At 70.1% G+C, this 22,903-nt stretch carries 13 protein-coding genes; 3 read left to right on the top strand and 10 right to left on the bottom strand.

All coding sequences use genetic code 11. The features are described from left to right. Positions 1-31: 31 nt before the first annotated feature. The 3 genes from KY572_RS19165 to KY572_RS19155 all read right to left on the bottom strand — a co-directional run bounded on the left by KY572_RS19165 (position 32) and on the right by KY572_RS19155 (position 4,722). Positions 32-1,237 carry an ATP-grasp domain-containing protein gene (locus KY572_RS19165; RefSeq protein ID WP_224244315.1) on the bottom strand — a complete coding sequence of 402 codons (1,206 nt, stop codon included), beginning with the start codon at positions 1,235-1,237 and terminating at the stop codon, positions 32-34. 92 nt (positions 1,238-1,329) lie between these two features. Further along, positions 1,330-2,439, bottom strand: coding sequence for a hypothetical protein (locus KY572_RS19160; protein WP_224244314.1), 1,110 nt, complete (start codon positions 2,437-2,439; stop codon positions 1,330-1,332). A gap of 54 nt (positions 2,440-2,493) precedes the next feature. Next, complete coding sequence (locus KY572_RS19155) at positions 2,494-4,722, bottom strand: TonB-dependent receptor (protein ID WP_224244313.1); 2,229 nt, start codon at positions 4,720-4,722, stop codon at positions 2,494-2,496. A 122-nt stretch (positions 4,723-4,844) separates the two neighbouring features. Between KY572_RS19155 and gloA the strand changes: the two genes are divergently transcribed. Then, positions 4,845-5,231 (top strand): lactoylglutathione lyase, encoded by a 387-nt coding sequence (gloA, locus tag KY572_RS19150; protein ID WP_224244312.1) that lies wholly within the window; start codon positions 4,845-4,847, stop codon positions 5,229-5,231. 135 nt (positions 5,232-5,366) lie between these two features. Next, positions 5,367-5,852 (top strand): hypothetical protein, encoded by a 486-nt coding sequence (locus KY572_RS19145; protein ID WP_224244311.1) that lies wholly within the window; start codon positions 5,367-5,369, stop codon positions 5,850-5,852. Here KY572_RS19145 and KY572_RS19140 read toward each other — a convergent pair. The 4 genes from KY572_RS19140 to KY572_RS19125 are packed head-to-tail and all read right to left on the bottom strand — an operon-like array spanning position 5,840 to position 12,575. Then, positions 5,840-6,343: an SRPBCC family protein gene (locus KY572_RS19140; RefSeq protein ID WP_224244310.1), complete on the bottom strand. Its 504-nt coding sequence runs from the start codon at positions 6,341-6,343 to the stop codon at positions 5,840-5,842. The genes KY572_RS19145 and KY572_RS19140 overlap by 13 nt on opposite strands. Positions 6,344-6,351: 8 nt before the next feature. After that, positions 6,352-10,620 (bottom strand): hypothetical protein, encoded by a 4,269-nt coding sequence (locus KY572_RS19135; protein ID WP_224244309.1) that lies wholly within the window; start codon positions 10,618-10,620, stop codon positions 6,352-6,354. A gap of 25 nt (positions 10,621-10,645) precedes the next feature. Next, positions 10,646-11,902, bottom strand: coding sequence for a M20 metallopeptidase family protein (locus tag KY572_RS19130; protein ID WP_224244308.1), 1,257 nt, complete (start codon positions 11,900-11,902; stop codon positions 10,646-10,648). 10 nt (positions 11,903-11,912) lie between these two features. Next, positions 11,913-12,575: a TetR/AcrR family transcriptional regulator gene (locus KY572_RS19125; protein WP_224244307.1), complete on the bottom strand. Its 663-nt coding sequence runs from the start codon at positions 12,573-12,575 to the stop codon at positions 11,913-11,915. Between the two features lie 263 nt (positions 12,576-12,838). On the opposite strand from KY572_RS19125, the gene KY572_RS19120 reads away from it, so the two are divergent. Further along, positions 12,839-18,142, top strand: a complete 5,304-nt coding sequence (locus tag KY572_RS19120; RefSeq protein WP_224244306.1) for a trifunctional serine/threonine-protein kinase/ATP-binding protein/sensor histidine kinase — start codon at positions 12,839-12,841, stop codon at positions 18,140-18,142. Positions 18,143-18,692: 550 nt separating this feature from the next. Here KY572_RS19120 and KY572_RS19115 read toward each other — a convergent pair. The 3 genes from KY572_RS19115 to KY572_RS19105 are packed head-to-tail and all read right to left on the bottom strand — an operon-like array spanning position 18,693 to position 22,887. Beyond that, a complete protein-coding gene (locus KY572_RS19115; protein WP_224244305.1) occupies positions 18,693-19,877 on the bottom strand; it encodes an iron-containing alcohol dehydrogenase in 1,185 nt (394 codons plus the stop codon). 32 nt (positions 19,878-19,909) lie between these two features. Further along, complete coding sequence (locus KY572_RS19110) at positions 19,910-21,367, bottom strand: glutamine synthetase family protein (protein ID WP_224244304.1); 1,458 nt, start codon at positions 21,365-21,367, stop codon at positions 19,910-19,912. Positions 21,368-21,396: 29 nt separating this feature from the next. After that, on the bottom strand, positions 21,397-22,887 hold the full coding sequence (locus KY572_RS19105) for an aldehyde dehydrogenase family protein (RefSeq protein ID WP_224244303.1): 1,491 nt from the start codon (positions 22,885-22,887) through the stop codon (positions 21,397-21,399). Between the last annotated feature and the right edge of the window lie 16 nt (positions 22,888-22,903).

The raw sequence follows: 22,903 nt of genomic DNA, 5'->3' as shown, positions 1-22,903 counted from the left end.
CGGCGCTCTGGTCCGGCACGGGCCCCTCGACTCAGGAGGTCGACTTCGGAGGCGCGGGGAGCGAGGCGTGGAACTCCCGCGAGATGCGCTCCAGGTACTTCTTGAGCAGCTCCTCGACGCGCTCCTGCTTCGGGGAGCGCACGACGAACCCGATGTGGTTCTTCTTCTTCAGCCGGTCGACGATCTCCGGATCGTTGAACGACGAGGTGTCCGGGTACTCGTCCCTCGCCAGCGAGATGATGACGCCGCCGAACTCCTCGCGCGTCCTCGGGGCCTTGTAGGCGAAGCCCTCGCCCTCCAGCTCGAGCCTGGCCCACTCGCTCCAGAGGTTCACCCCGGTCGCGGCCTCCACCATCTCCGAGATGTTCGCCCCGCCCACGCGAGCGGAGGTCTCGATGAAGTAGGGCTTGCCGTCATCGCGGCCGATGATGAACTCGGTGTGCGAGGCGCCCCGCCGCAGCCCGAAGCCCTCGAGCACCGCGGCGTTGCTCTTGATGAGCTCCTTGGCCTCCTTCGAGTCCCGCGGCTGGGTGCGCGTGACGTAGATGCCGCCCTCGTGGGCGACCTCCAGCAGCGGGCGGCCGTAGCGCCCCACCTCGACGAACGCGATCTTGCCGTCCTGCATGAGCGAGTCCACGTGGTACAGGTCTCCGGGGATCATCTGCTCCAGGACGTGGAACGACTGGCGGTCGCCGAGCTCGTGGATGGTGGCCCACGCCTCGTCCGCGTTCTTCAGCTTCTTGATGCCCACGGCGGAGGCCTCGGAGCGCGGCTTGATGAGCCAGGGAGCCGGCACCTCCTCCAGGAACCTGGCCACGTCCGGGTGATGGAACACGGGCGTGAAGCGCGGGACGTTGATGCCCAGCTCCTTCGCCTTCACGCGCATGGCCAGCTTGTCGCGGAAGAAGCGCGAGGCCGAGTCTCCCATGCCGGGCATCCGGAAGTGCTCGCGCAGGGCGGCGGCGACCTCCACGTCGAAGTCGTCCAGGGCCACGATGCGGTCGATGCGCCGGTTGCGGAACAGCCAGGCCACACCGTTCAGGAGCGCGGTGCGGTCCTCGAACGAGGCCACGGAGTGGAACTCGTGGATGTACTGCCGGGCCCAGTCCTCGTCCTTGAAGCGGTCCGAGGTGATGAGGATGACGTAGCAGCCCTCTTCATGGAGCCGCTGGAAGAAGCGGTTGCCCTTGAAGAAGCTGGCAAGACACAGCACGGTCTGTCGAGGGGAGGGGCTCATTCCCCTCCACCTCACCCCGACTTTGGCCCGAGATCAACTTGCTCGCACGCCGGAGGGCCCAGGCCAACGCCCGGCCCCTCCGGAAGCCGCGACTACGGGCAGGAGAACAGGGAGTCGAGCGCGGCGGTGGCGGCGTCGACATCCACGTCCGCGGCGCTCGTCTTGGACACCTCGGCCTTCAGGGTGTCGGCCAGCGCCGGGTTGCGGGTGCGGGCCTCCCGGTCCAGGAAGGGCCCCAGGGTGTTGATGAAGGTCAGCCGCACCCGCTGGTCCTCCTCGGAGCCCTGCGGGAGCTGGGTGAGGCGCTGGCGCAGGATGAGCGCCACGCCGCGCAGCAGGGCCTTGTCATACTGGGCGAGCGCCCGGTCGCGCAGCGCGGTGTTCGTCGCGGCGCCCGTCTCGTTGTCCAGGTTGCGCCAGCACCGCACCGCCAGCGCGGCGTCATAGGCCCGGTCATGCGTCTGCGGCCCCACGTTGCGCACGTACGAGGCCAGCCCCACCGGCGCCCCGCGCTCGGTGCCGCCCGTGTAGTAGGCCCACGAGCTGTCACAGTCGTTCGGCGTGGTGGTGCAGGTGTTCACCTCGGAGATGGGCGAGATGTAGAGGAACCACAGCAGCGCCGCCTCGATGCGCGCGGCCTGCACGCGCGGAGCCTCACCCTGCCCTCCCCGGGTGAAGGCGTCGGTGATGATGGGCAGCAGCTTGGACGGGCCCACGCAGCGATCCGGCGCCGTCTCGGGCACGCCCTCGTCCCGGCAGCGCTTGCCCCCGGGAGCCGGCGGGTAGTGGTAGTCCTCGCGCCGCTGCACGCGGGAGCCCAGGCCCTCGGGCTGGGTGAACTTGTCATACGCGGTGACGAAGTCCTCCGCCGTGGGAGCCTCGCAGTCCCGCCACAGCAGCCGGGCGATGTCCTCGAATGCCGCCACGCGGGCCACCGTGGAGATGTTCGGGTTGACGGGGTGGTACACGTTGTCATCCGAGATGCACGCGGCCCACGCATCCGAGGCGGAGTTGTTCACCTGCGGCTCGCGCGGCCGGTAGTCCGTGGCCGCGGGCTGGCAGCTGCCCAGGTTCTCCGTCTGCACGGGAGCCGGCGTGCACTCGAAGGGAACTTCTTCATCCGGGGTCTCGTCGGGCTTCGGATCATCGTCGCACGCGGAGACGAGCAAGGCCGCCGCAGCCATCCACAAGATGCGCTTCATGGGGAGTTTCTCCTGTGTGGAAGCGTCCGGGCCAAGGGAGGCCGGACCACCCGCTCAGAAAGGGGTGGTCTCCAGGGATACAATCACTCCGCGCCCAGGTCCATTCACACTCGAGCCATGCGAGCGGTACGCCGCGTCGGTGACATTTTCCAGGACGGCCGCCAGCACCAGCCGAGTCCCCAGGCGCCAGGAGGCACGCAGATCCACCACCGCGTACCCAGGGGTTCCCCCAATGGGGATGCGCGCATCGGAGCGATCAGCCACCGCGAGCCGCTCCTGCATGAGCGCCCAGCGCAGGCCCGCGCTCGCGGAGAAGCCCCACGGGTGGGACCAGAGCAGCTCCGCCGTGCCATTGAGCGGCGGCACGCGGGACAGGGGGACGCGCGATGCATACGGGATGGCCGGATTGCTGGGAGGCTCCGCGGGGTTGGGGCTCTCTCCCCAGGCCCAGGCCACGCCCGTCTGGAGCGCGAGCGAGGCCGGGAGCCTCAAGCGCGCGCTGCCCTCCAGCCCGTAGAGGACGCTGTCGGAGGCGGCGTTGACGAGCTGGAAGCGCGACCACGACGAGCCGCACTGGGGTGTGGAGGGGGGACAGTCCCCCACGTCGCGAGGGCGACGGATGATGGCGCCGTGAATGCGGGTGGCGAAGCCCCAGCCCTCCAGGGACAGCGGCCCGGAGCGCATGCGGGCGCCCAGGTCCAGGGTGGTGGCGCGCTCGGGGCCCAGCTCCGCGTTCTCGAACTGGAAGCCGGGGCCGGTCTGCTGCCGCGAGGTGAGATCATCCAGGTTGGGCGCGCGGAACGAGTGATCCAGGTGCGCCAGCAACGTGAGTGCAGGTGTCACCCGCCACTCCGCGCCCGCATGGCCCACCCAGGGCACCCACAGGCCGTTCACGGCCTGCGTTCCGGACTCGGGATCCGCGGAGGCACGGGCCAGCGCCAGGCCCAGCCGCGTACCGGCTCGTACGGTGAGGCGGGGGTGTACCTGCCAGGCCCCATCCACGAAGGCGCCGCCGGTGAAGTAGCGCGAGCCGTCCAGGTACTGGCCCCGGCTGCGCTGAAGCTCGGCCCCCAGCGAGAGGAAGCGGGTGAGCGCGGAGGAGCTCACCAGGTCCAGCGCGCCGTCGCCGCCGAAGGTGAGGAGCAGCCGGCGCCCGGCCAGCGTGCGGATGGCAGGCGTGATGCGCACGGTGGTGCCGAAGGTGTCCACGTCGTCCGTGCCTCGATCGATCACCGCGAAGGCAGGCCGGTCGAAGATGCGCTGCTCGTGCTGGCGCTGCCACGAGAGGGTGGCTCGGGAGGACACGCCCTCGGGCCCGGTGCGCTCCCAGGCCACGTACGCGAGCGTGCGGAACTGCTCGTCGTACCGCATGCACTCGTCGAAGCGCGAGAAGGGCGGAGCGCACTGGTCCGTGCGGGGCGCGTCGTACTGGCGATAGAGGTAGGCGGCGGCCGTGAGCGTGTCCTGCTCCGAGAAGCGCCACACGAGGCGGCCATCGGCGGTGAGCTCATCGAAGCCGGTGCCCAGCTGGGTGCGCTCATCCGGCGCGAAGCGAGGAACCTCGGGGAGCTTGCCGTCGCTGGGGTTGAGCACGAGGCCGCCGCTCTCGAGCAGGCCCACGCGCCGTCCGCCGACGCCGCCGATGAAGCCGAGCCGCTCGGTGGCCCCCTGCACCTGGAGCCGTCCGCCGCGCTCCTGATCCGCGGTGGCGCCGCGCAGCTGCAGCGTGGGCCGCAAGGGCGTGCGCGTGGTGGGAGGCTCGATGGGATGGGCGAGCAGCACGCCACCCAGCGCGTCCGAGCCATAGGGCGTGGAGGCTCCACCGCGCAGCACCTCCACCGAGTCCAGGGAGCGCGAGTCGAGGGTGAAGAAGTACTGGTTGGGCCCCTGGCGCCAGGTGCTGGTGTTGAGCCGTACCCCATCGAAGAGGGCCAGGGTCTGCTGCCCCGTGAGGCCGCGCACGTAGGCCGAGCCCTGGGCGTGAGCCGTCTGCTGCACGAAGACGCCCGGCTCCCAGCGGAGCGCGTCGGGGGCGGAGCGCGGCAGGCGGCGCTCGAGGTCCGCGCGATCCACCGTGCTCGACGCACGCCCCAGCGGCGCCTCGGTGTGGCGCGTGGTGTCGGTGATGAGCGTCTCCTGGCGCCCGGTGCCCGCATCCGGGGCCGGCTCCTCCGGAGCGACCGTGCCTGCATCCGCCTGCCCCCACGCCGGACCCGAGCCCAGGAGCGCACCCAGGAGGGCGCCCAGCGAGAGGAGCACGAGCGAGCGAGAGCGACAGGACATGATGGGTGCCCGACACCTCATCAAGCCACGAGATGACTGTCTAGCGAAGCGGCCGGGCCGAGCCCCCCTCCCCCGCTGAATCAACAGCCCCTCGCCCACCAGCCGGGCTATGAGGCGTGGGCATGAGAATCCTGCACACCATGCTGCGAGTGGGAGACCTCGAGCGCTCCCTGGACTTCTACACCCGCGTGCTCGGAATGAAGCTGCTGCGGCGCAAGGACTACCCCGACGGGAAGTTCACCCTGGCCTTCGTGGGCTACGGCCCCGAGGACACCCACCCCGCCATCGAGCTCACCCACAACTGGGACACCTCCAAGTACGAGCTCGGCAACGCCTACGGCCACATCGCCCTGGGCGTGCAGGACATCCGCGCCACCTGCGACTCCATCCGCCAGGCCGGCGGGAAGATCGTCCGCGAGCCGGGGCCCATGAAGCACGGCACCACGGTCATCGCCTTCGTCGAGGACCCGGATGGCTACCGGGTGGAGCTCATCGAGCAACGCTCCTGAGCAAGGCCTCACCCCAGGCCGCCCTGTCTTGATTTCCGCATATTCTTGATTTGACGAATAACCGGAAATCCAAGCGCCGCGACCCTGCGTCGCGTGCCATCCCGAAGGAGCCTGGCAACCGCGAACCGGAACGTCGTGACGATTTCTCCGAACTTCCGGAGGAACCAGCCGCCGATGACGTACTGCTACACCGCCACGGACTGCCGGGACGTGCCGCTCCAGGGCTCCAGCTTCGTGTACCTGTACACGGCTCCCAGCTTCAGCGCGCCGCTCATCTCCAACCCCTTCATCAACGACAACCCCACGCGCGCGAACAACTGGGCGGACAAGGCCGCCACGGGCCAGCAGTTCTACCTGGCCGATCGCCAGCGCGACTGGACCGCCATCTACTTCAGCGGACAGAAGGCCTGGTTCCACAACCCGCGCGGCGCCAACACCCGGCGCAGCCGCGGCCTGGTCGTGACGCCCAGGGCGGGGCTGGACTCGGTTCCGCTGTACGGCAGGGCCTACCCGGAGGCGACGGCCTATCCGCCGCACATCAACCCCCAGGCGCTCCTGCCGCTCACCCCGTACAGCATGCCCCGAGGCCAGCGCTACGTGAAGGGCGCTCAGCGCCGCTGAGCGGACTCCAGCTGCTTGAACTGGAGCGCGAGCTTCCCGAAGAAGGCGGCGCGGAAGCGATCCAGCAGACCGAGCTGCGCCTCCGAGCCGCGGTACTCGCCCTGCCACCGCAGGGTGGCGGCCCCTTCGGAGCCCTCGACGGACACGACGGCGCCGCCCGAGAGGGGGTGCCCCTGCAGGGAGCCGTACTCCACCAGCAGGCGCGAGGGCTCGAAGCGCAACAGGCGGTAGTGCACCACCGCACCGTTGTACTGGATCCGTTCGGCCAGCACCGCCCCCGTGGCGAGCGGAGGCTGGAGCGCGCGCACGGTGGACACCTCGTTGGGCCAGAGCACGGCCTCCTGCGAGTTTGTCAGCGCGCGCGTGAACTCCGCCCAGACGACCTCGGGAGCCAGCGTCGTGGCGATGGTCTCTGTGAAGCGCCGGACGCTGGCGTCGGGAGCGGCACTCTGCAGCGGCAACGTGGAGGGCTCGATGGCGGTCTCTGGCATGGAGCCCGTCACTCTATCCGCGAGTTGCCGGGGCTGGACATCCCCGCGCTGGAAGAACTCATCGGGAGGTAGCTCTCCGGGACCTCCAGCACCTGATCGAAGGAGTAGCGGTAGGGCTCCGTGCTGAACTCGTGCAGCTGCCCGCCCCGGAACGTCCAGTCGCGGCGCGCGAGCTCCTCATGGATGGCCCGCCGGTTCGAGTGGATGGCTGGCGAGGTGGGCACCCACACGCCCTGGAGTCCCAGCCGTCGCGCCAGCCGCCAGCCGAAGTCCACCACCGCATCCAGGAACACCGAGGCCTCCACCCGGGCCAGCAGCTTCACCGAAGGGTTGATGCCCGGCAGCGAGAGGTAGCGCTTGCCACCCTCCTCCACGAGCAGCAGGTGCATGCCGCCCTGCGCGGTCCCCTCCTCGTCCCAGAAGACGCACTGGAGGAACTCCGGCCGCTCCCAGAGCGCCAGGTCCACCGCCGTGCAGACGCCCTCGCAGAAGCCCACGGCGGAGTGGGCCTTGCGCTTGGTCAGCTCGAACTCCAGCGTGAGCGAGTCGGATGACGCCCGGTACTCGAGCGCACCGGGCTGCTCGGCACTCCCGTGCAGCGCCTGCTGCATGGCCTGGACGAGCTGCCCCACGAAGTCCGCGTGGATCCGGTGGACCTCCTTTCCCGGCTCCAGCTCCACCTTCCGAGGAGGAAGGGACGCCAGCACCTGCTTGGTGTCCTCGAGAGTACGAGCCCCCATCAGCGCCGCGAGCAGGGAGGACGCCTCCACCTCGAAGGCACTCAGCTGCCGGACCAGACGTGAGCCCGCCTCCTCCCGCCCCAGCGTGCCCGCGCGGAACGCCTCCACCGTCCCTTGCACGGCCTTGAGCAGCCCCGGTCCCACCCGAGGGGGCGGTGCCAGCTTGTCCTCCACCAGCCGGGTGAAGCGCCCGAGGTCCTCCGCCCGCGCGGCCAGGAGGAGCTCCTCCACCAGGTCCCGGAGCTGATCCGCGAGCAGTTCCTGCACGGCGAGCAGCTGCGCCGCCGTGCGCGCCTCCGTGGGGAGCAGGACTCCTCCTCGCTTCATCCTCGAGAACAGGCGCGGCAGGAGCGCGCGCTGGGTGGCCTCGCGTCCCAGCCGGCCCTCCGTCCACGTCAGCAGGAGCTCCCAGCCGAGCGCCGCGGCGGCTTCCTCCTCCGTCGGGAGTGGCTCGCGCAGCGTGTCCAGCACGAGCTCCCAGGGCCCCCGGTCCAGGGCGGCGTCCTCCCGCAGCTGCCAGCTCCCGCGAGCCAGCGCATACCGACGCACGCGCAGCTCCGGCTCCAGGCCCAGGCGCGAGACATCCTCGGGGCGGTCCGGCATGCGCTGGTACAGGCGTACGTAGTCTCTGCGAGTGGCCCCGAGCGCCGGCGGGAAGAGGTGGGAGAGCGCCACGCCCAGCAGGGGGCTGGCCTCCTGCTCGGGGGAGAGCGTGCCCTGCCGCAGCGCCTGCTGGAGCGCGTCGATCTCCTCGCGCAGCGCTCCGCCGCGAGCGCGCTTCTCCGCCTCGGTGGCGGCGGGATCCTGCTGGATCTCCCGGTAGCGGGCGTACAGCCGGGCGTCCGGGAAGGAGATCTCCCGCAGGTAGCGCTGCAGCAGCTCCCGGTCGGCGCTGAGGTCCTTGAGGATGCCCTCGTTCATCGCGGGGCGGATGAGGTGGAGCAGGATGTCCGCGGCGCGAACGCCCGTCTGGGTGACGATCTCCCGGAGCACGTCCAGATCCGTGGGCGCCTGGATGTGCCGCTCCCCGAGCCAGGAGAGCGCGGACAGCACGGCGCCGGAGCGGTGGCGGTGCGTGCGCAGGATGGGCGCCACGAGTCGGCTCCACGCCTCCGGCCACTGGCCGACCAGTCCGTGCGCTGTCTCCAGCTCCTGGAAGAACACCCGCCGTGCCGGCCCTGGCTCGGGGATGGCCTCGCGCAGCACGGCGAGGGCCTCGATGAACGCCGGGAGCGCCTCCCGGGACACGGCTCCGCAGAGCCCCACCGCGCGCTCGAGGGCGTACTCGAAATCGCCGTCCTGGGGATCCAGCGCGCGGGCCCAGTCCGCCAGGGCCTTGATGCCTCTCAGCAGATCGTCCGAGCCCTGGCGGGAGCGCCGAGCCACTGGATAGGCCCCGTATTTCAGGATGCTCGGCGCGAGCAGCGGCCAGCGGAGCAGGCCGTCCGCGAGCTGGGAGAGGAGCGCCACGGCACTCCGAGAGTCCCTCCCGGCCACCACCGAGATGGCGCCGAGCCCATGCCGCAGGAACCGCTCATGGAGAGAATCCTCCGTCGGTAACCGGCGAACCGCGTCAATGGCGGCATCCATCAGCGGCGCGAGCGCCTCCGGCTCCTCCGCCAGGGCAACGAGCCCGGGGAGCTCACTGACGACGGCGCGCTCCGCCGCATCCAGCGTCGGGCGCTCCAACCGGCGACGGATGACATCGAGCGCGCGCTCGAGCAGCGCCGGCTGCGAGCCCGCGAGCAGACAGGCGGCACTGACAGCCGGGCCCACGAGCTCGCCGGGCAGGACCGGGAAGCGTCCCTCGAGCGACAGGAGCAGCTGCTCGAAGGTGCTGGCGTCCTCCCCGGAGACCTGGGCGAGTGGCGCGGAGCCCTGCGCGAACAGCGTGGCCACCTCGTCCCCCCGGCCCGCCGCGACCCGCCGGCCGGCCGCCTCGAGGCTGGCGACGAGGACCCAGGGCTTCCCGACGGCCTCGCGCGCCGCCACGGGCAGTCCCTTCATCAGGAAGGGCCGCGGATCCACGCCCCGGGCCTCCATCTGCTCGAGCAGCGCCTGGAGTCGCGCGAGGAGATCTCCCAGGGCCAGGGGCTGGCCCCCGGCGCTCGCCAGCGACTGCACGTCGTAGAAGAGGATCTCCTTCGGATCGAGCCCCTGGCTCCGCAGGGTGGCGATGAGGTCCCTCAGCGCCCGGCGCAGCGGTGGGAACCGGCCGGCGTCGGTGCCGCACAGGTTGAGCAGCGAGGGGACGGCGTAGGCCAGCGCGGCCTCGGGATCCACCCCCAGGGCAATGAGTTCCCGGCTCAGCTCCAGGCACTCGTCTGCCGCCCAGGGCTGCCCGTGGGCCCGGCTCAGGGCACGGGGAAGCCCGAACGCGAGAAAGACACCGGGGTTCATCCCCCGAGCCACCATCTCCTCGGCCAGGGCGAGCGCGCGTCCGAACAGGCCTGGGTAGAGCTCCTCCAGCGTCGCCGCGGCGGGGAGTCCATCCTCGAAGGTGAGCCGCAGCGAGTGGCCTCTGGCCTGGATCGCCTTCGCGAGCTCCACCAGGCGCGGGACACGCTCCACGGCGCGCTCCCCTTCCCGCTCCACGCGCAGCAGGGCCGGGATGCCGGCGGTGAGGACGAAGAGGGGATCGATGCCGGAGCGCGCCAGCTCATCGGCCACCTCGAGGGCGATGCGCGGGGGCACGCCAAAGGAGGTGAAGCCCGACTGCAGGGTGGGAGCGGCGGCCATGCGCCGGTCACAGAGCGCCACGGCGATGTCCAGCGCGGCGGTGACCTGCGCCGGCTCGAGCACGGTCGGCTGAGCGACGCCGGTGAGGCCGTACTCGAAGAGGGCGTAGGGGTGGAGCTCCGTGCCTCGCAGCGAGCGAGCCATCCGCACCGCGCGCTCGAGCCAGGCCTCCCAATGGTCCCGGGCCGCCGGACCGTACGCGCACAGGGCCGCGGCCCCCGCGGAGAACGGGTATCCGGGCGACACCTCGAGCTCCGCCAGCCGCATCGCGGCCTGCTCGAGCGTGCCGAGGAGGCCCTGGAACACCGGGGCCTCCTCCTCGGCCACGCCCCACAGCGCGGGGACGACACGGTCGAGCATCCACCCGGGCTCGATGCCCTTCTCCGCGAAGCGAGTGGCGAAGGCCAGCACGGCGAGCAAGGCGTCCGCGGACTTCTTCAGTGCCTGGGCGGAGGCCCGGACGCCGTACTGCTCGGCCCGGGTGCGATCGACCCCCCGCTCCTCCAGGGTGAGGAGCAGCCGTGACAGCGCGCGGAGGAGGGGCTCCAGCCGCTCCGGCCGCTCGCCCGCGACGTCCGCCAGATAGGAGACGGAGAAGTACAGCGGCGACCACAGGTGCAGCCCCCGAGCGTGCAGCACCTCCACGAACTCGGCGAGCGGGGCGAGCCAGGGCTCCACGGGCTGCCCCAGCCGGTTCGCATGGTCGGTCAGGGGAGCTGCCCCGTACTTCAGGGGCGTCTCGGGGTCGATGCCGGCCTGCTGGAGGCGGGAGGTCAGGGCCTGGAGCGCAGCGTCCATGTCGCGCGCATCCTAGACGGGTGCGTCAGCCCTGTGACAGCCGCTGCCACACCACGGCGCTCATGGCCTTGGTGCCGACGAGGATCGACTCCTCGTCCACATCGAAGTCCGGGAAGTGGGGAGCGCCGAGGATGCCGCGCTCGAGGTTCGCCACCCCGAGGAGGAACATGGTCCCGGGGACGCGCTGAAGGAAGAGCGCGAAGTCCTCGCCCGAGTAGATGTGAGTCCGGTGGATGGAGAGCACGTTCTCCTCGCCGATCGCCTCCACGAGCGCGGGGGCAGCCTCGGCGGTCACCCGAGGGTCGCTCGCCATGCTCGGGAACACCGAGTCCCGGAACGACAGCTGGTAGCCCGTGGCGCCCAGCTCGCGCTCCACGAGCTCCTTCACGGCCTGACGCAGCCGCGGATACATGGCATCGGCCCCGGCCTTCACCGATCCGCGCACGAGGACATTCCCGTTCCCCGCGGCCCCGAGCTTCACGTTCATGTAGACGGCCGTGGCGTACGCGCTGTCGGGGCGCTGGAGGTCGGCCAGATGCGGGGCCACCTGCTCGGCCGACTTGAGGGGCGCGACCGTGCCGAGGCGCGAGAGGCTCGTCAGGACACGCTGCCCCACCTCCTGCGTGGAGTGCTCGCCGGTAAGCTCGAGCGTGAACTGGTCGAGCCCCGCGAAGACGGCTCCCTGCGCGACGGTGCCCACGGGGAACGGGAAGGAGTGCAGGGCATAGATGACGTCCGGACGCGGGTCGCTGATGGCTCCGTCGCGGATCATCGCCTCCGCGCCCTGGATGTTCTCCTCCGCGGGCTGGAAGAGGAACACCGCGGTGCCGGGCATCCGCTCGCGCACGGAGGCCAGGACGCCGGCCACGCCGATGCCGATGGCGGTGTGCACGTCATGCCCGCACACGTGCTGAACGCCTGGAACGGTGGAGCCGTACTCGCGCCCGGGCGGCTCATCGCCTCGGACGGCGTCCATGTCCGCGCGGTAGGCGACCACGGGGCCCGGGCGGCCTCCCCGGAGGATGGCGACGACTCCATGCCCTCCGACGCCGGGGCGCACCTCGAGGCCCAGTGCCCGCAGGCGCTCGGCAACCACGCCAGCGGTGCGGCTCTCGGCGCCAGACAGCTCGGGGTGACGGTGGATGTCCCTGCGGATGGCGACGAGCTCCGGTTGCAGCGCGGTGGCCTTCGCGGCCAGGGCGACCAGGGGCGATTCCTCGGGAGGGGGCGTCGTCTTTCCGCAGGAGGCCAGCAGAATCACAGCGAGCACGAGTCGTTTCATGGGGTCCTCTTCAGGTGTCAGGTGGGTGCTTCGGGGTACGGAACGTCTGGCGGACTCTGCGAAGTGTCGCGAGGCTGCCGCCGGAGCCTCGGAAGAGCGTCTCGAGCATGGGCCCGATGAGCCGGTCGAGCCGGCGGTTCGCGTAGGGCTGCGTGGAGTGCTCGAAGGCGATGACGCCGTGGACACCGGCGAAGAAGAGATGGGGAACCGTCCGCGGATCGCCACGCAGCACGCCGGCGCGGATGGCCGCCTCGAAGCTGGTGAAGGCCGGCTGCCAGGCCCGCGCCCGGCGAGTGGCGAGATACTCGTCACGCTCCTCCGGCTGCGTGACGTCGAACATCATCCGGTACAGCTCCGGCTGGCGCGTGGCGAAGCGGAGCATCGCGCGCAGGAGGCGAAGGATGCGGTCGAGGGGATCCTCCGTCTCGGCGCGGGCCTGCTCCAGCTCCACCGCCAGCTGCTCGAAGCCGCGCCCGCGGATGGTGGCCAGGAGCTCCGCCTTGCCGCCGGGGAAGTAGCGGTAGAGCCCCATGGGGGAAACCTTCAGCGCCTGGGCGATGGCGCGAACGCTGACGGACTCGACACCGTGACGGGAGAAGAGCGCTGACGCGGCCCGGAGGGCGCGCTCGCGCTGCTCCTGGACGACTTCTTCGGACAGAGCAGGACGTGGCATGGGCGTGGGGAATGGGCCTGGCGCTGGACGGAAGGTCCCGCGCTCGTGAGGAGGCCCGGAGATGTGCCGTATCCTATACACTGTATAGAAAACACCGGGGCGCGCCGTTTCTGTCACCCGCCTCGTTCGGGAGGCGGCGACGCACCGGATTCAGGGGGTAGGAAGGCTGTCGGCCGGGGCGGAGCGTGGGTCCTGCCGACCGTGTAGACTCGGATGTATCGAAACGGTGACGACACCCGCTCTTCCACAGGCCCCCCTCCACCATGTTGAACATTCCAGGTTATCGGGTCCTCGGTACGATTCGAGGCACGGGCTCGAACGTGTTGTTCCAGGCAGTCCGCGAGGCCGACAGCCTGCCTGTCATCATCAAGACGCCCATCGCGGCGGCGCCGGGGCCCAACGAGATCGAGCGCTACCGCCGGGAGTTCGGCATCCTCCAGCGGCTCCGCGACGTGCGCGGCGTGGCCCGTCCCTACTCCTGCGAGCGCATCCACGATCGGCCCGTGCTGCTGCTGGAGAAGGTGCAGGGCGAGTCGCTCTCCGAGTCCGTGAGCCAGCCGTTCGAGCTCTCCCGCTTCCTTCGCCTGGCCATCTCGCTGGCCTCCACGCTGGCGGAGGTCCACAGCCGCAACGTCATCCACAAGGACATCAAGCCCTCCAACATCATCCTCGAGCCCTCGGGAGACGCGCGCCTCATCGACTTCGGCGTCGCCACGCTGCAGAAGGTGGAGCACCTGGAGGCGGCCCCCACGCACCTGGTGGAAGGCACGCTGGCGTACATGTCGCCGGAGCAGACGGGGCGGATGAACCGGGCGGTGGACTACCGCACCGACTTCTACTCGCTGGGCGTCACGCTGTACGAACTGCTCACGGGCAAGCGGCCCTTCCATGGCCGGGACGCGCTGGAGTGGTTCCACGCGCACATGGCGCAGACGCCCCGGCCGCCGCACGAGCTCAACCCGCAGGTGCCGCTGGCGGTGTCGGCCATCGTGATGAAGCTGCTGGCCAAGGTGGCCGAGGAGCGCTACCAGAGCGCCGAGGGGCTGAAGGCGGACCTGGAGCGGTGCCTGGAGAAGCCGAGCCCTGGCCCCCAGGAGCCGTTCCCCCTGGGGGAGCATGACACCCCCAGCCGGTTCCAGCTCCCCCAGCGCCTCTACGGGCGTGAGGCCCAGGTCGCCTCCCTGCTCCAGGGTTTCGAGCGGGTGAGCCAGACGGGAAGGCCGGAGCTGTTCCTGGTGAGCGGCTACTCGGGCATCGGCAAGTCGTCGGTGGCGCACGAGCTGTACAAGCCGGTGGTGCAGCGGCGCAGCTTCTTCCTGAGCGCCAAGTTCGATCAGCTCCAGCGCAACGCTCCCTACAACACGCTGGCGCAGGCCCTGCGGGGCCTGGTGCAGCAGCTGCTGGCGGGAAGCGACGAGGAGCTGGCCCGGTGGCGTGAGCGGCTGAACCGGGCCTGGGACGGCCAGGGCCAGGTGCTGGTGGACCTGGTGCCGCAGCTCGAGGTGGTGGTGGGCAAGCAGCCCGCGCTCGCGGTGCTGCCACACAACGAGGCCCAGTACCGGCTCCAGCGGGTGTTCCGCCAGTTCCTGCAGGTGTTCGCCAGCCCCGAGCATCCGCTGGTGATGTTCCTGGATGACCTGCAGTGGGCGGACCTGAGCAGCCTGCAGCTCATCCAGCACCTGCTCTCGCAGTCGGAGACGCCGCCGGTGCTGTGGATCGGCGCCTACCGCGACAACGAGGTGAGCCCCGCGCACCCGCTGGTGCCCGTGCTGGAAGCGGTGCGCAAGGCCGGCGCGCGCATCACCGACATCCGGCTGGAGCCGCTGAGCCTGAAGCAGGTAGAGCAGCTCGTGGCCGACACGCTCCCGGGCGCGTCCGAGGAGGTGGTGCTCCCCCTGTCCGCGCTGGTGCACGAGAAGACGGGCGGCAACCCCTTCTTCCTGCTGCAGTTCATGCTGACGCTGAACCAGGACGGGCTGCTGGTGCGCGCGCCGGGGACGGGCTGGCGGTGGGACGAGGCCGGCGTTCGCGCCCGAGGCTACTCGGACAACGTCGTCGACTTCATGGTGGGCAAGCTGCGCCAGCTCCCCTCCGAGACGCAGAACCTGCTGCGGCTGGCGGCGTGCGTGGGCAACGTCTTCTCGCTGGCGCTGCTGGGCAGCGTCGCCGGGCTGGGCTCGGCGGTGGAGGCGGAGCACGGCCTGGAGCCCGCGCTGCAGGAAGGCATGCTGATGCGGGTGGGCCCGGAGCAGCACCGCTTCCTGCATGACCGCATCCAGCAGGCGGCGCTCTCCCTCTTCTCCGCGGAGGAGGGCAAGGCCATCCACCTGCGCATCGGCCGGCTGATGCTGCGGAGCCTCAGCCCGGAGCAGCTCCGCGACTCGCTCTTCGACGTGGTGAGCCAGCTCAACGCGGGCATGGACCTGATCGAGGACTCCGCCGAGCGCCACCACCTCGCCCGGCTGAACGCCGAGGCGGGAGGGAAGGCCAAGGCCGCGGTGGCGCTCCGGCCCGCCATCTCCTACCTGACGGCGGCCTTCTCCCTCATTCCCGGGGACCCCTGGGAGACGGATCCATCGCTGGCCTTCGAGGTGAGGCTGGCGCGCGCGCGCTGCGAGCTGCTCACCGGCAACTTCGCCGAGGTGCGCGCCCTGGCGGAGGAGCTCCTCTGCCGGGCGCGAACCCCTGGGGACTCGACCGCCGCCTACAGCCTGAAGAGCAACCTCTGCATGGCGCAGGGGCAGATCCAGGCGGCCGCAGAGTGCATGCTAGAGTGCCTGGGGCGGCTGGGCATGCCCCTGTCACTGCACCCCTCCTCGGAGGAAGTGGCCGCCGCCAACCAGGAGGTCTGGACGCTGCTGGGCGGGCGCTCCATCGAGAGCCTGGTCGACCTGCCGTTCATGACCGACCCGCATGTGAAGGCCCAGGTGGAGGCGCTGTCCGCGCTCTTCAGCTCGGCCTACGTCACCGACAACCACCTGCTCGTCGTCGTGCTGGCCCGGATGGTCTCCCTCAGCCTCCGGCACGGCTTCACCCCGATTGCGGTGCGGGGCCTGAGCTGGTTCGCGGTGGTCACCGGCTCCTACTTCAAGCAGTACGCGGAGGGTGAGGCGTGGGGCATGCTCTCCCGCGCGCTCGTCGAGCGTCATGATCTGACCGCCTACCGGCCGGCGATGCTCTTGAGCCTGCACGCGGCCACCTGCTGGACCCGGCCGCTCTTCGTCTCGAACGACATCGCCGTCGGCGCCTTCCAGCACGGGCTCCAGTCCGGGGACTTCATCTCCTCGAGCTACGCCTCCACCGCGATCATCGCCAACCGGCTCGCCATGGGGAACAACCTGGAGGACGTGTATCAGGACGCGCTCGCGCACACCGAGTTCCTGCGCAAGGCCGCGGCCATGGAGGCGCATGACATGGTCCTGTGCAGCCGGCGGCTGATCCTGCAGCTGCGCGGCCAGACGCGCTCCTTCGACACGCTCAGCGGAGACGACTTCGACGAGAAGGACTTCGAGGCCCGGCTGACGGCGCGGCGCATGAGCACCACGCGGTTCCGGTATTGGGTCACCAAGCTGCAGTCGCGCTTCCTGTGCGGCGCCTGGGGAGAGGCCCTGGAGGCGGCGGACAAGGCGGCCGAGCTGCTCTGGGCCGTGCACGGCAGCATCCTCGTTCGGGAGTTCCACCTGTACCGTGCCCTCGCCCTGGCCGAGAGCCTCGAAGGGGCCTCGCCGGAGGAGCGGGAGCAGCGTCTGGCGGACCTCCAGCGCCACCAGCAGCAGCTGGCGGAGTGGGCCGGGCACTGCGCGGAGACATTCCGTGCGTCCGAGCTGATGGTGACCGCGGAGCTGGCGCGCCTGACGGGTCGGTCGGAGGAGGCGACGCAAGCGTACGAGGAGGCCATCCGCTGCGCGCGCGAGAGCGGCGCCGCGCAACTGGTGGGCATGGCCAGCGAGCTGGCGGCGAACTTCTGGCGCACGCGGCAGGCGCCCATCGTCGCCCATGCCTTCGCCCGGGAGGCCTCGGCGGCGTACCAGCAGTGGGGCGCCACGGCGAAGGTCCACCAGCTGGAGGCGCAGTGGCCGAACCTGGCGCCCACCCCCGTCACCGTGGGTAATGAGACGAGCAGCACGGACTCGACGCGGATCGACGCGCTCACGGTGGTGAAGACACAGCAGGCCATCTCCGGGGAGATCGTCCTGGAGCGGCTGGTGACGACGCTACTGCATGCGGCCATCGAGAATGCGGGAGCCCAGCGAGCCGCCCTGCTGCTGCCGAGCGAGGACACGCTCCAGGTGGTGGCCATCTCGGGATGCTCACCGGACAGCGTGGCGGTGCCGCCGGACGAGGCGGCGACGCATGAGCTGCCGTGGACGCTGCTCTCCTACGTGAGGCGCACGCGGGAGCACGTGCTCATCGGGGATGCCTCCAAGCCACACCCTTTCTCGACGGACGAGTACCTGGGGCGGAGCGGAGTCAGGTCGGTGCTGTGCCTGCCGCTGATGAGGCAGGAGCAGTTCACCGGGGCGCTGTACCTGGAGAACAACCTGGCGACCAACGCGTTCAGCCCGGCGCGGCTGGCGCTGCTGGGGCACATCGCCTCGCAGGCGGCCATCTCCATCGAGAACGCGAGGCTGTACGCGGACGTGCAGCGGGCGCGGCAGGAGCTGAGGCAGGCCAATGACGAGCTGGAGCAGCGGGTGGAGGAGCGCACGCGGGAGCTGAAGCAGGCGCAGGCGAGGCTGGTGGACACGGCGCGTTCGGTGGGAATGGCGGAGGTGGCCTCGAATGTGCTGCACAACGTGGGCAACGTGCTGACCAGCGCCGTCATCAACCTGGAGATGATGCACAAGGCGGTCGGCTCCTCGCGGGTGGGGAAGCTGAAGCAGGCGACGAGCCTGCTGCTGGAGCACCGGCAGGACCTGCCGAGCTTCCTGGCGCCGGGAGCGAGAGGAGGCACCCTGCCCGACTACCTGTCGGCCCTGGCCGATGAGCTGATGAACGAGCAGACGCGGCTCATCGAGGACGTGGACGCCATGGGGCGGCACATCGAGCACATCCGCGCCATCGTCCAGGTGCAGCAGGCGTATGCGCGGACATCGCTGATGGAGGAGGAGTGCGACCTGTCGCAGCTCATCCAGGACGCGCTGAGAATCCAGATGGCGGCGCTGCAGCGCCACGGGGTGACGGTGCGGCGCGAGCTGGCACCGGTGCCTCGGATGAAGGTGGACAAGCACAAGGTGCTGCAGATCCTGATCAACCTCATCAGCAACGCGAAGTACGCCCTGGACTCCCTGCCCGAGGGAGAGCGCCACCTCACGGTGAGGCTGAGGGTGGAGGGCCCGTGGGTGAGCCTCCAGGTGGAGGACAACGGGTCGGGGATTGCTCCGGATGTGCGCGAGCGGCTCTTCTCGCACGGCTTCACCACGCGCAAGGACGGCCATGGCTTTGGCTTGCACTCCAGCGCGCTGGCGGCGCAGATGCTGGGCGGGCGGCTCTCGCTGGAGAGCGAGGGCCAGGGAAAGGGCGCCGTGGCGACGCTGGCGCTTCCGCTCACCCAGGCCCAGACGTGAGCCGCTCGGGCAGCTCACGCACGCGTCGCGCGGCTACCCATCGGTCGGCCCAGCTCGCCCTGGGCCTGTCAGGGTGAGAAGTCCACGCAGAAGCAGCGAGTAGACGAGAGCGAACGCGGTGACGGCGGCCGCTCCGAGCGGCGGTGGCACCTTGCGCTGAAAGAGCGAGTCACGCTGGCGCCAATGGAGTTCTCTTCGAGCTGGGAGTCGTCGCTCAAGGCCCTCCCACACTAGTCCAAGGAGGTCCAAAGAACTCCTTCACGCCCAGCGTAAGAGACTTCGCCACCTGAACCCGACCGAGGGCCCGAGTCCGCACCCGCGACCGGTCCGCCCTCCTGCCGGGCGAACCCGCTGCGAACCGGTCTGCTTGTCATACCAGTTCGCAACCAGTCGGCGACCAGTGTGCCCCCTCGAGAGAGCGGGACGCCGGGGCGGGCGGACCCGTCGGTGACGGGGGGACCCGCCCCGCAGCGAGGGACCCGCGACCTGTGTCCCTGGGCTGTGGCTCTCTGAGCCCAAGCGGTACCTTCGAGGACCTACCCGACGGAGCTCAGAACGCCTCGCGGACCATCATGAGCAGGTCCGACTCCGAGCACTTGCGCGGGTTGGACAGGTGCGAGGCGTCCTCGAAGGCCTTGGCGGCGATGCGCTCCAGGTCCTTCTCCTGTACGCCTACGTCCCGCAGCCGCGCGGGGATGCCTATGGCCGCGTTCAGCTTGCGCACCCGATCGATGGCGTGGCCAGCCAGCACGTCCTCGCGCATGTTGGCGAACTCGCCCAGAGACACCGCCACGCGCGCCAGCCGCGCCGTCGTCATCGGCCGGTTGAACTCCATCACCACTGGCAGGACGATGGCGTTGGCCAGGCCGTGGTGGACGCCGGAGATGGGCGTCAGCGCATGCGCCAGCGCGTGGCAGGCGCCCAGGCCCTTCTGGAAGGCCATGGCGCCCTCCATCGCGGCCACCATCATGTCCGAGCGCGCCGAGAGGTTGCTGCCCTCCTTCACCGCCGTCACCAGCGAGCGCCCCACGCGGATGATGCCGTCGATGGCCACCGCGTCCGCCAGCGGGTGGAACCCGTTGGCCAGGTACGCCTCCAGGCAGTGCGTGAAGGCATCCATGCCGGTGGCAGCCGTCACCCCGGGCGGCAGCCCCACCGTCAGCTCTGGATCGCAGATGGCCGCCTTGGGCAGCAGGAACGGGCTGAAGATGACCGTCTTGCGGCCCGTGTCCTCCAGCGTCGCCACGCCTGAGCGGCTCACCTCCGAGCCGGTACCCGCCGTGGTCGGAATCGCGATCAGCGGCGGCAGATCATCCCGCACGTACTGGTCGCCACCCTTGGCATCGTCGTAGCGCGACAGAGGCGGCTCGTGAGTGGTGAGCAACTGCACCAGCTTGGCCGCGTCCAGCGGGCTGCCACCGCCCAGCGCGATGATGCCGTCGCAACCGTGGCTGCGATACGCCTCCAGGCCGGCGAAGACATCCTTCTCGGTGGGGTTGGGCTCCACGCGGTCGAACACCGCGTAGTCCACGCCGGCGTCCTTCAGCACGTCGAACACGCGCTGGGCCAGCCCCACCTTCACCACGCCCGCGTCGGTCACCACCAGCGGACGCTTCATCTTCAGCCGCGCCACCTGGGCGGGCAGACGCTTCAGGGCACCCACGCCGAAGACGATCTTCGTGGGCCAGGCCATCTCGGTGACGCGCGCTTCAGTCGGCATATCGAACGGATGCATCGTATTGGGCCCCGGTCCTTCCGTGTAGTGGCTCAGATGAGCTCCATGTACCGCTCGAGCTCCCAGTTGGTGACGGCACGCTCGTACTGGCGGACCTCCCACTTGCGCGTACGCACGTAGTGGTCCACGAAGTCCTCCCCGAGCAGCGCCCGGGCGCGCTCGGAGCGCTCGAGCAGCTCCACCGCCTCCTTGAGGTTGCGAGGCAGCGGCCGGGCGTTGGCCTCGTAGCCGTTGCCCGCGCACACGGGCGGCGGCTCCACCTCGTTCTCGATGCCCCACAGGCCCGCGGCCAGGCTCACCGCCATGCCGATGTACGCGTTCATGTCCGCGGCCAGCTGCCGGTACTCCAGGCGCATGGACTTGGGGCTGTCGCCGATGACGCGGATGGCCGTGGTGCGGTTCTCCCGGCCCCACGTCGCCGTGGTGGGCGCCCACGTGTTCTCCACGCTGCGCTTGTAGCTGTTCACCGTGGGCCAGTAGAGCGCCGTCAGCTCCGGCATCAGCTCCACCTGCCCGCCGATGTAGTGCCGCATCGTCTGGCTCATGCCGTCCGGCGAGGACTCGTCATGGAAGGTGTTTCGGTCGCCCTTCAGGTTCCACAGCGACTGGTGCACATGCCCCGAGCACCCCGGCAGCTTCGCGTTCACCTTCGCCATGAAGCACGCCGTCAGCCCGTGCCGCGCGCAGATCTCCTTCACCACCGTCTTGAAGAGCACCGCCTTGTCCGCGGACTTCTCCAGCTCGTCGTAGCGGATGGCCGCCTCGAAGACGCCCGGCCCCGTCTCCGTGTGGAAGCCCTCGATGTCCACCCCGAAGGCGTTGCACCCGTCGATGAGCGAGTGCACCAGCGCCGAGTTCATCGACGTGCGCAGCCACGAGTAGCCGAACATCCCCGGCGTCAGCGGCGTCAGCTCCTGGAACCCCTTCTCCTTCAGCGAGTGCGGCGTCTCCTTGAAGATGAAGAACTCATACTCGGCGCCGAACTTCGGCAGGTATCCCAGGTCCCTCGCGCGCCGGCCGATCTTCTGCAGCAGCTGCCGCGGGCTGGGGCCAAAGGGAGTGCCGTCCGGGTTCACGAAGTCCAGCAGGAAGGCCGCCGTATCCGGCTCCCAAGGGATGATGCGCCCGGAGGAGATGTCCACCCGCGCCTGCGCGTCCGGATAGCCCGTGTGCCAACCCGTCACCTGGGTGTTGTCGAGCAGCTCGTCGGCCAGGTCCCACCCGAAGACGACGTCACAGAAGCCCAGTCCGCCCTTGGCCGCAGAGAAGAACTTCTCCGTGGAGATGTACTTGCCGCGCCACACCCCGTCGATGTCCACCGCGCCCACCTTCACCTTGCGGACGCCCTTCTCCTCGAACCACTTGCGCAGGAAGTCCACGCCGCCGGGCTCGCGGTGGAGCTGGCGCACGTTGTCGCTCTTCTCCTTCGAGCGGGCGCGCCGCGCCATCGCGGGATGGGAGATGACCTTCGCCTTGGGACGGATTGCCATGGTTACGCGTCCTTGTCTCTCGAGAGGAATCAGAGGCCCGTCGGCAGCTTCGTCCACACCGCCTTGTACTGGAGGTAACCCTCCAGGGCGTGATGGGACAGGTCCCGGCCCCAGCCGGACTCCTTGTAGCCACCGAACGGCGCCGCATCATCGAACTCGTTGAAGCAGTTGATCCACACCACGCCACTCTTCACCTTGCGCGCCATCGCGTGCGCCTTCGCCACGTCGCGCGTCCAGATCGATGCCGCCAGGCCGTAGCTGGTGCCGTTGGCGATATCGAGCGCGTGCGCCTCGTCGCGGAACCGGATGCAGCTGAGCACCGGGCCGAAGATCTCTTCCTGGGCGATCTTCATCTCCGGCTGCACGTCGCCGAAGATGGTCGGCTTGACGAAGTGGCCCTTCGCCTTGGCGCCCTGTGTGTCCCGCTCGCCGCCCGCCAGCAGCTTCGCGCCCTGCTTCTTGCCGCTGTCGATGTAGCTGAGGATCGTCTCCAGCTGCTTCGGGCTGATCTGCGAGCCCATCTCCGTCTCGGGATCCAGCGGATCGCCCACGCGCATCTTCTGCGCGCGCTCGGCCAGCCGGCCCACGAACGCGTCATAGGCCTTCTCGTGGACGAGCACGCGGCTGCCCGCGTTGCAGATCTCCCCCTTGTTGCCGAAGATGCCCCAGAAGCACGCCTCGATGGCCGTGTCGAAGTCCGCATCCGGGAGGACGATCTGCGGGCTCTTTCCGCCCAGCTCCAGCGTCAGCTTCTTGAGGTTGCTGCCCGCCGAGGCCTGCAGCAGCCGGCGCGCGGTGCGCCCGGAGCCCGTGAAGGAGATCTTGTCCACGTCCGGGTGCCGCGCGAGCGCCTCGCCCGTCGGATCGCCATAGCCCGTCACCACGTTGAGCACGCCGGGCGGAAAGCCGGCCTCCAGGGCGAGCGCGCCCAGCTTGAGCGCGGTGAGCGGCGTGAGCTCCGAGGGCTTCACCACCACGGTGCACCCCGCCGCCAGCGCCGGCCCCAGCTTCCAGCACAGCAGGCACGTGGGGTAGTTCCACGGGACGATGGCGCCCACCACGCCCACTGGCTCCTTGAGGCAGTAGGTGAGGAAGGGCCCGTCCACCGGAAGCACCTCGCCGGTGATCTTGTTCGTCCAGTCGGAGAAGTAGGCCAGCGTGGCGGCGCCCGGAGACACATCCCCGCGGATGGCCTCACGGAACGTCTTGCCGTTGTTCATCGACTCGACGAGCGCGAACTCCTCTCGGCGCTGCCACAAGAGCTCCGAGAGCTTGCGGATGAGCTTGCCGCGCTCGCTGGGGTTCATCTTGCTCCAGGGCCCGGACTCGAAAGCCCGGCGCGCGGCCTTCACCGCCTTGTCCACATCCGCGCCAGTGGCGGACGGCACGTCGCAGATCTTCTGCCCGGTGGCAGGGTTCATCACCGGAAGGGCTCCCCCTTCCACGGGGTCCACAGGCTGCCCATCGATGAGCAGCTTCAGGGCGGGAAGTTGAGGAGCGAGCGAGCGAGCGTCGGTCATGGAGACTCCTTGAAAG

Origin of the sequence: Hyalangium gracile, assembly GCF_020103725.1 — a bacterium.
In the GTDB taxonomy this organism is placed as follows: Bacteria; Myxococcota; Myxococcia; order Myxococcales; family Myxococcaceae; genus Hyalangium; species Hyalangium gracile.
The sequence above is the reverse complement of the archived record's forward strand: the minus strand, read 5'-3'. Positions and strand labels throughout refer to the sequence as shown.

Excerpts from the sequence above, each read along its gene's own strand:
- KY572_RS19165 (WP_224244315.1), bottom strand. The coding sequence starts at position 1,237 with ATGAGCCCCTCCCCTCGACAGACCGTGCTGTGTCTTGCCAGCTTCTTC.
- KY572_RS19160 (WP_224244314.1), bottom strand. The coding sequence starts at position 2,439 with ATGAAGCGCATCTTGTGGATGGCTGCGGCGGCCTTGCTCGTCTCCGCG.
- KY572_RS19155 (WP_224244313.1), bottom strand. The coding sequence starts at position 4,722 with ATGTCCTGTCGCTCTCGCTCGCTCGTGCTCCTCTCGCTGGGCGCCCTC.
- gloA (WP_224244312.1), top strand. The coding sequence starts at position 4,845 with ATGAGAATCCTGCACACCATGCTGCGAGTGGGAGACCTCGAGCGCTCC.
- KY572_RS19140 (WP_224244310.1), bottom strand. The coding sequence starts at position 6,343 with ATGCCAGAGACCGCCATCGAGCCCTCCACGTTGCCGCTGCAGAGTGCC.
- KY572_RS19135 (WP_224244309.1), bottom strand. The coding sequence starts at position 10,620 with ATGGACGCTGCGCTCCAGGCCCTGACCTCCCGCCTCCAGCAGGCCGGC.
- KY572_RS19130 (WP_224244308.1), bottom strand. The coding sequence starts at position 11,902 with ATGAAACGACTCGTGCTCGCTGTGATTCTGCTGGCCTCCTGCGGAAAG.
- KY572_RS19125 (WP_224244307.1), bottom strand. The coding sequence starts at position 12,575 with ATGCCACGTCCTGCTCTGTCCGAAGAAGTCGTCCAGGAGCAGCGCGAG.
- KY572_RS19120 (WP_224244306.1), top strand. The coding sequence starts at position 12,839 with ATGTTGAACATTCCAGGTTATCGGGTCCTCGGTACGATTCGAGGCACG.
- KY572_RS19115 (WP_224244305.1), bottom strand. The coding sequence starts at position 19,877 with ATGCATCCGTTCGATATGCCGACTGAAGCGCGCGTCACCGAGATGGCC.
- KY572_RS19110 (WP_224244304.1), bottom strand. The coding sequence starts at position 21,367 with ATGGCAATCCGTCCCAAGGCGAAGGTCATCTCCCATCCCGCGATGGCG.
- KY572_RS19105 (WP_224244303.1), bottom strand. The coding sequence starts at position 22,887 with ATGACCGACGCTCGCTCGCTCGCTCCTCAACTTCCCGCCCTGAAGCTG.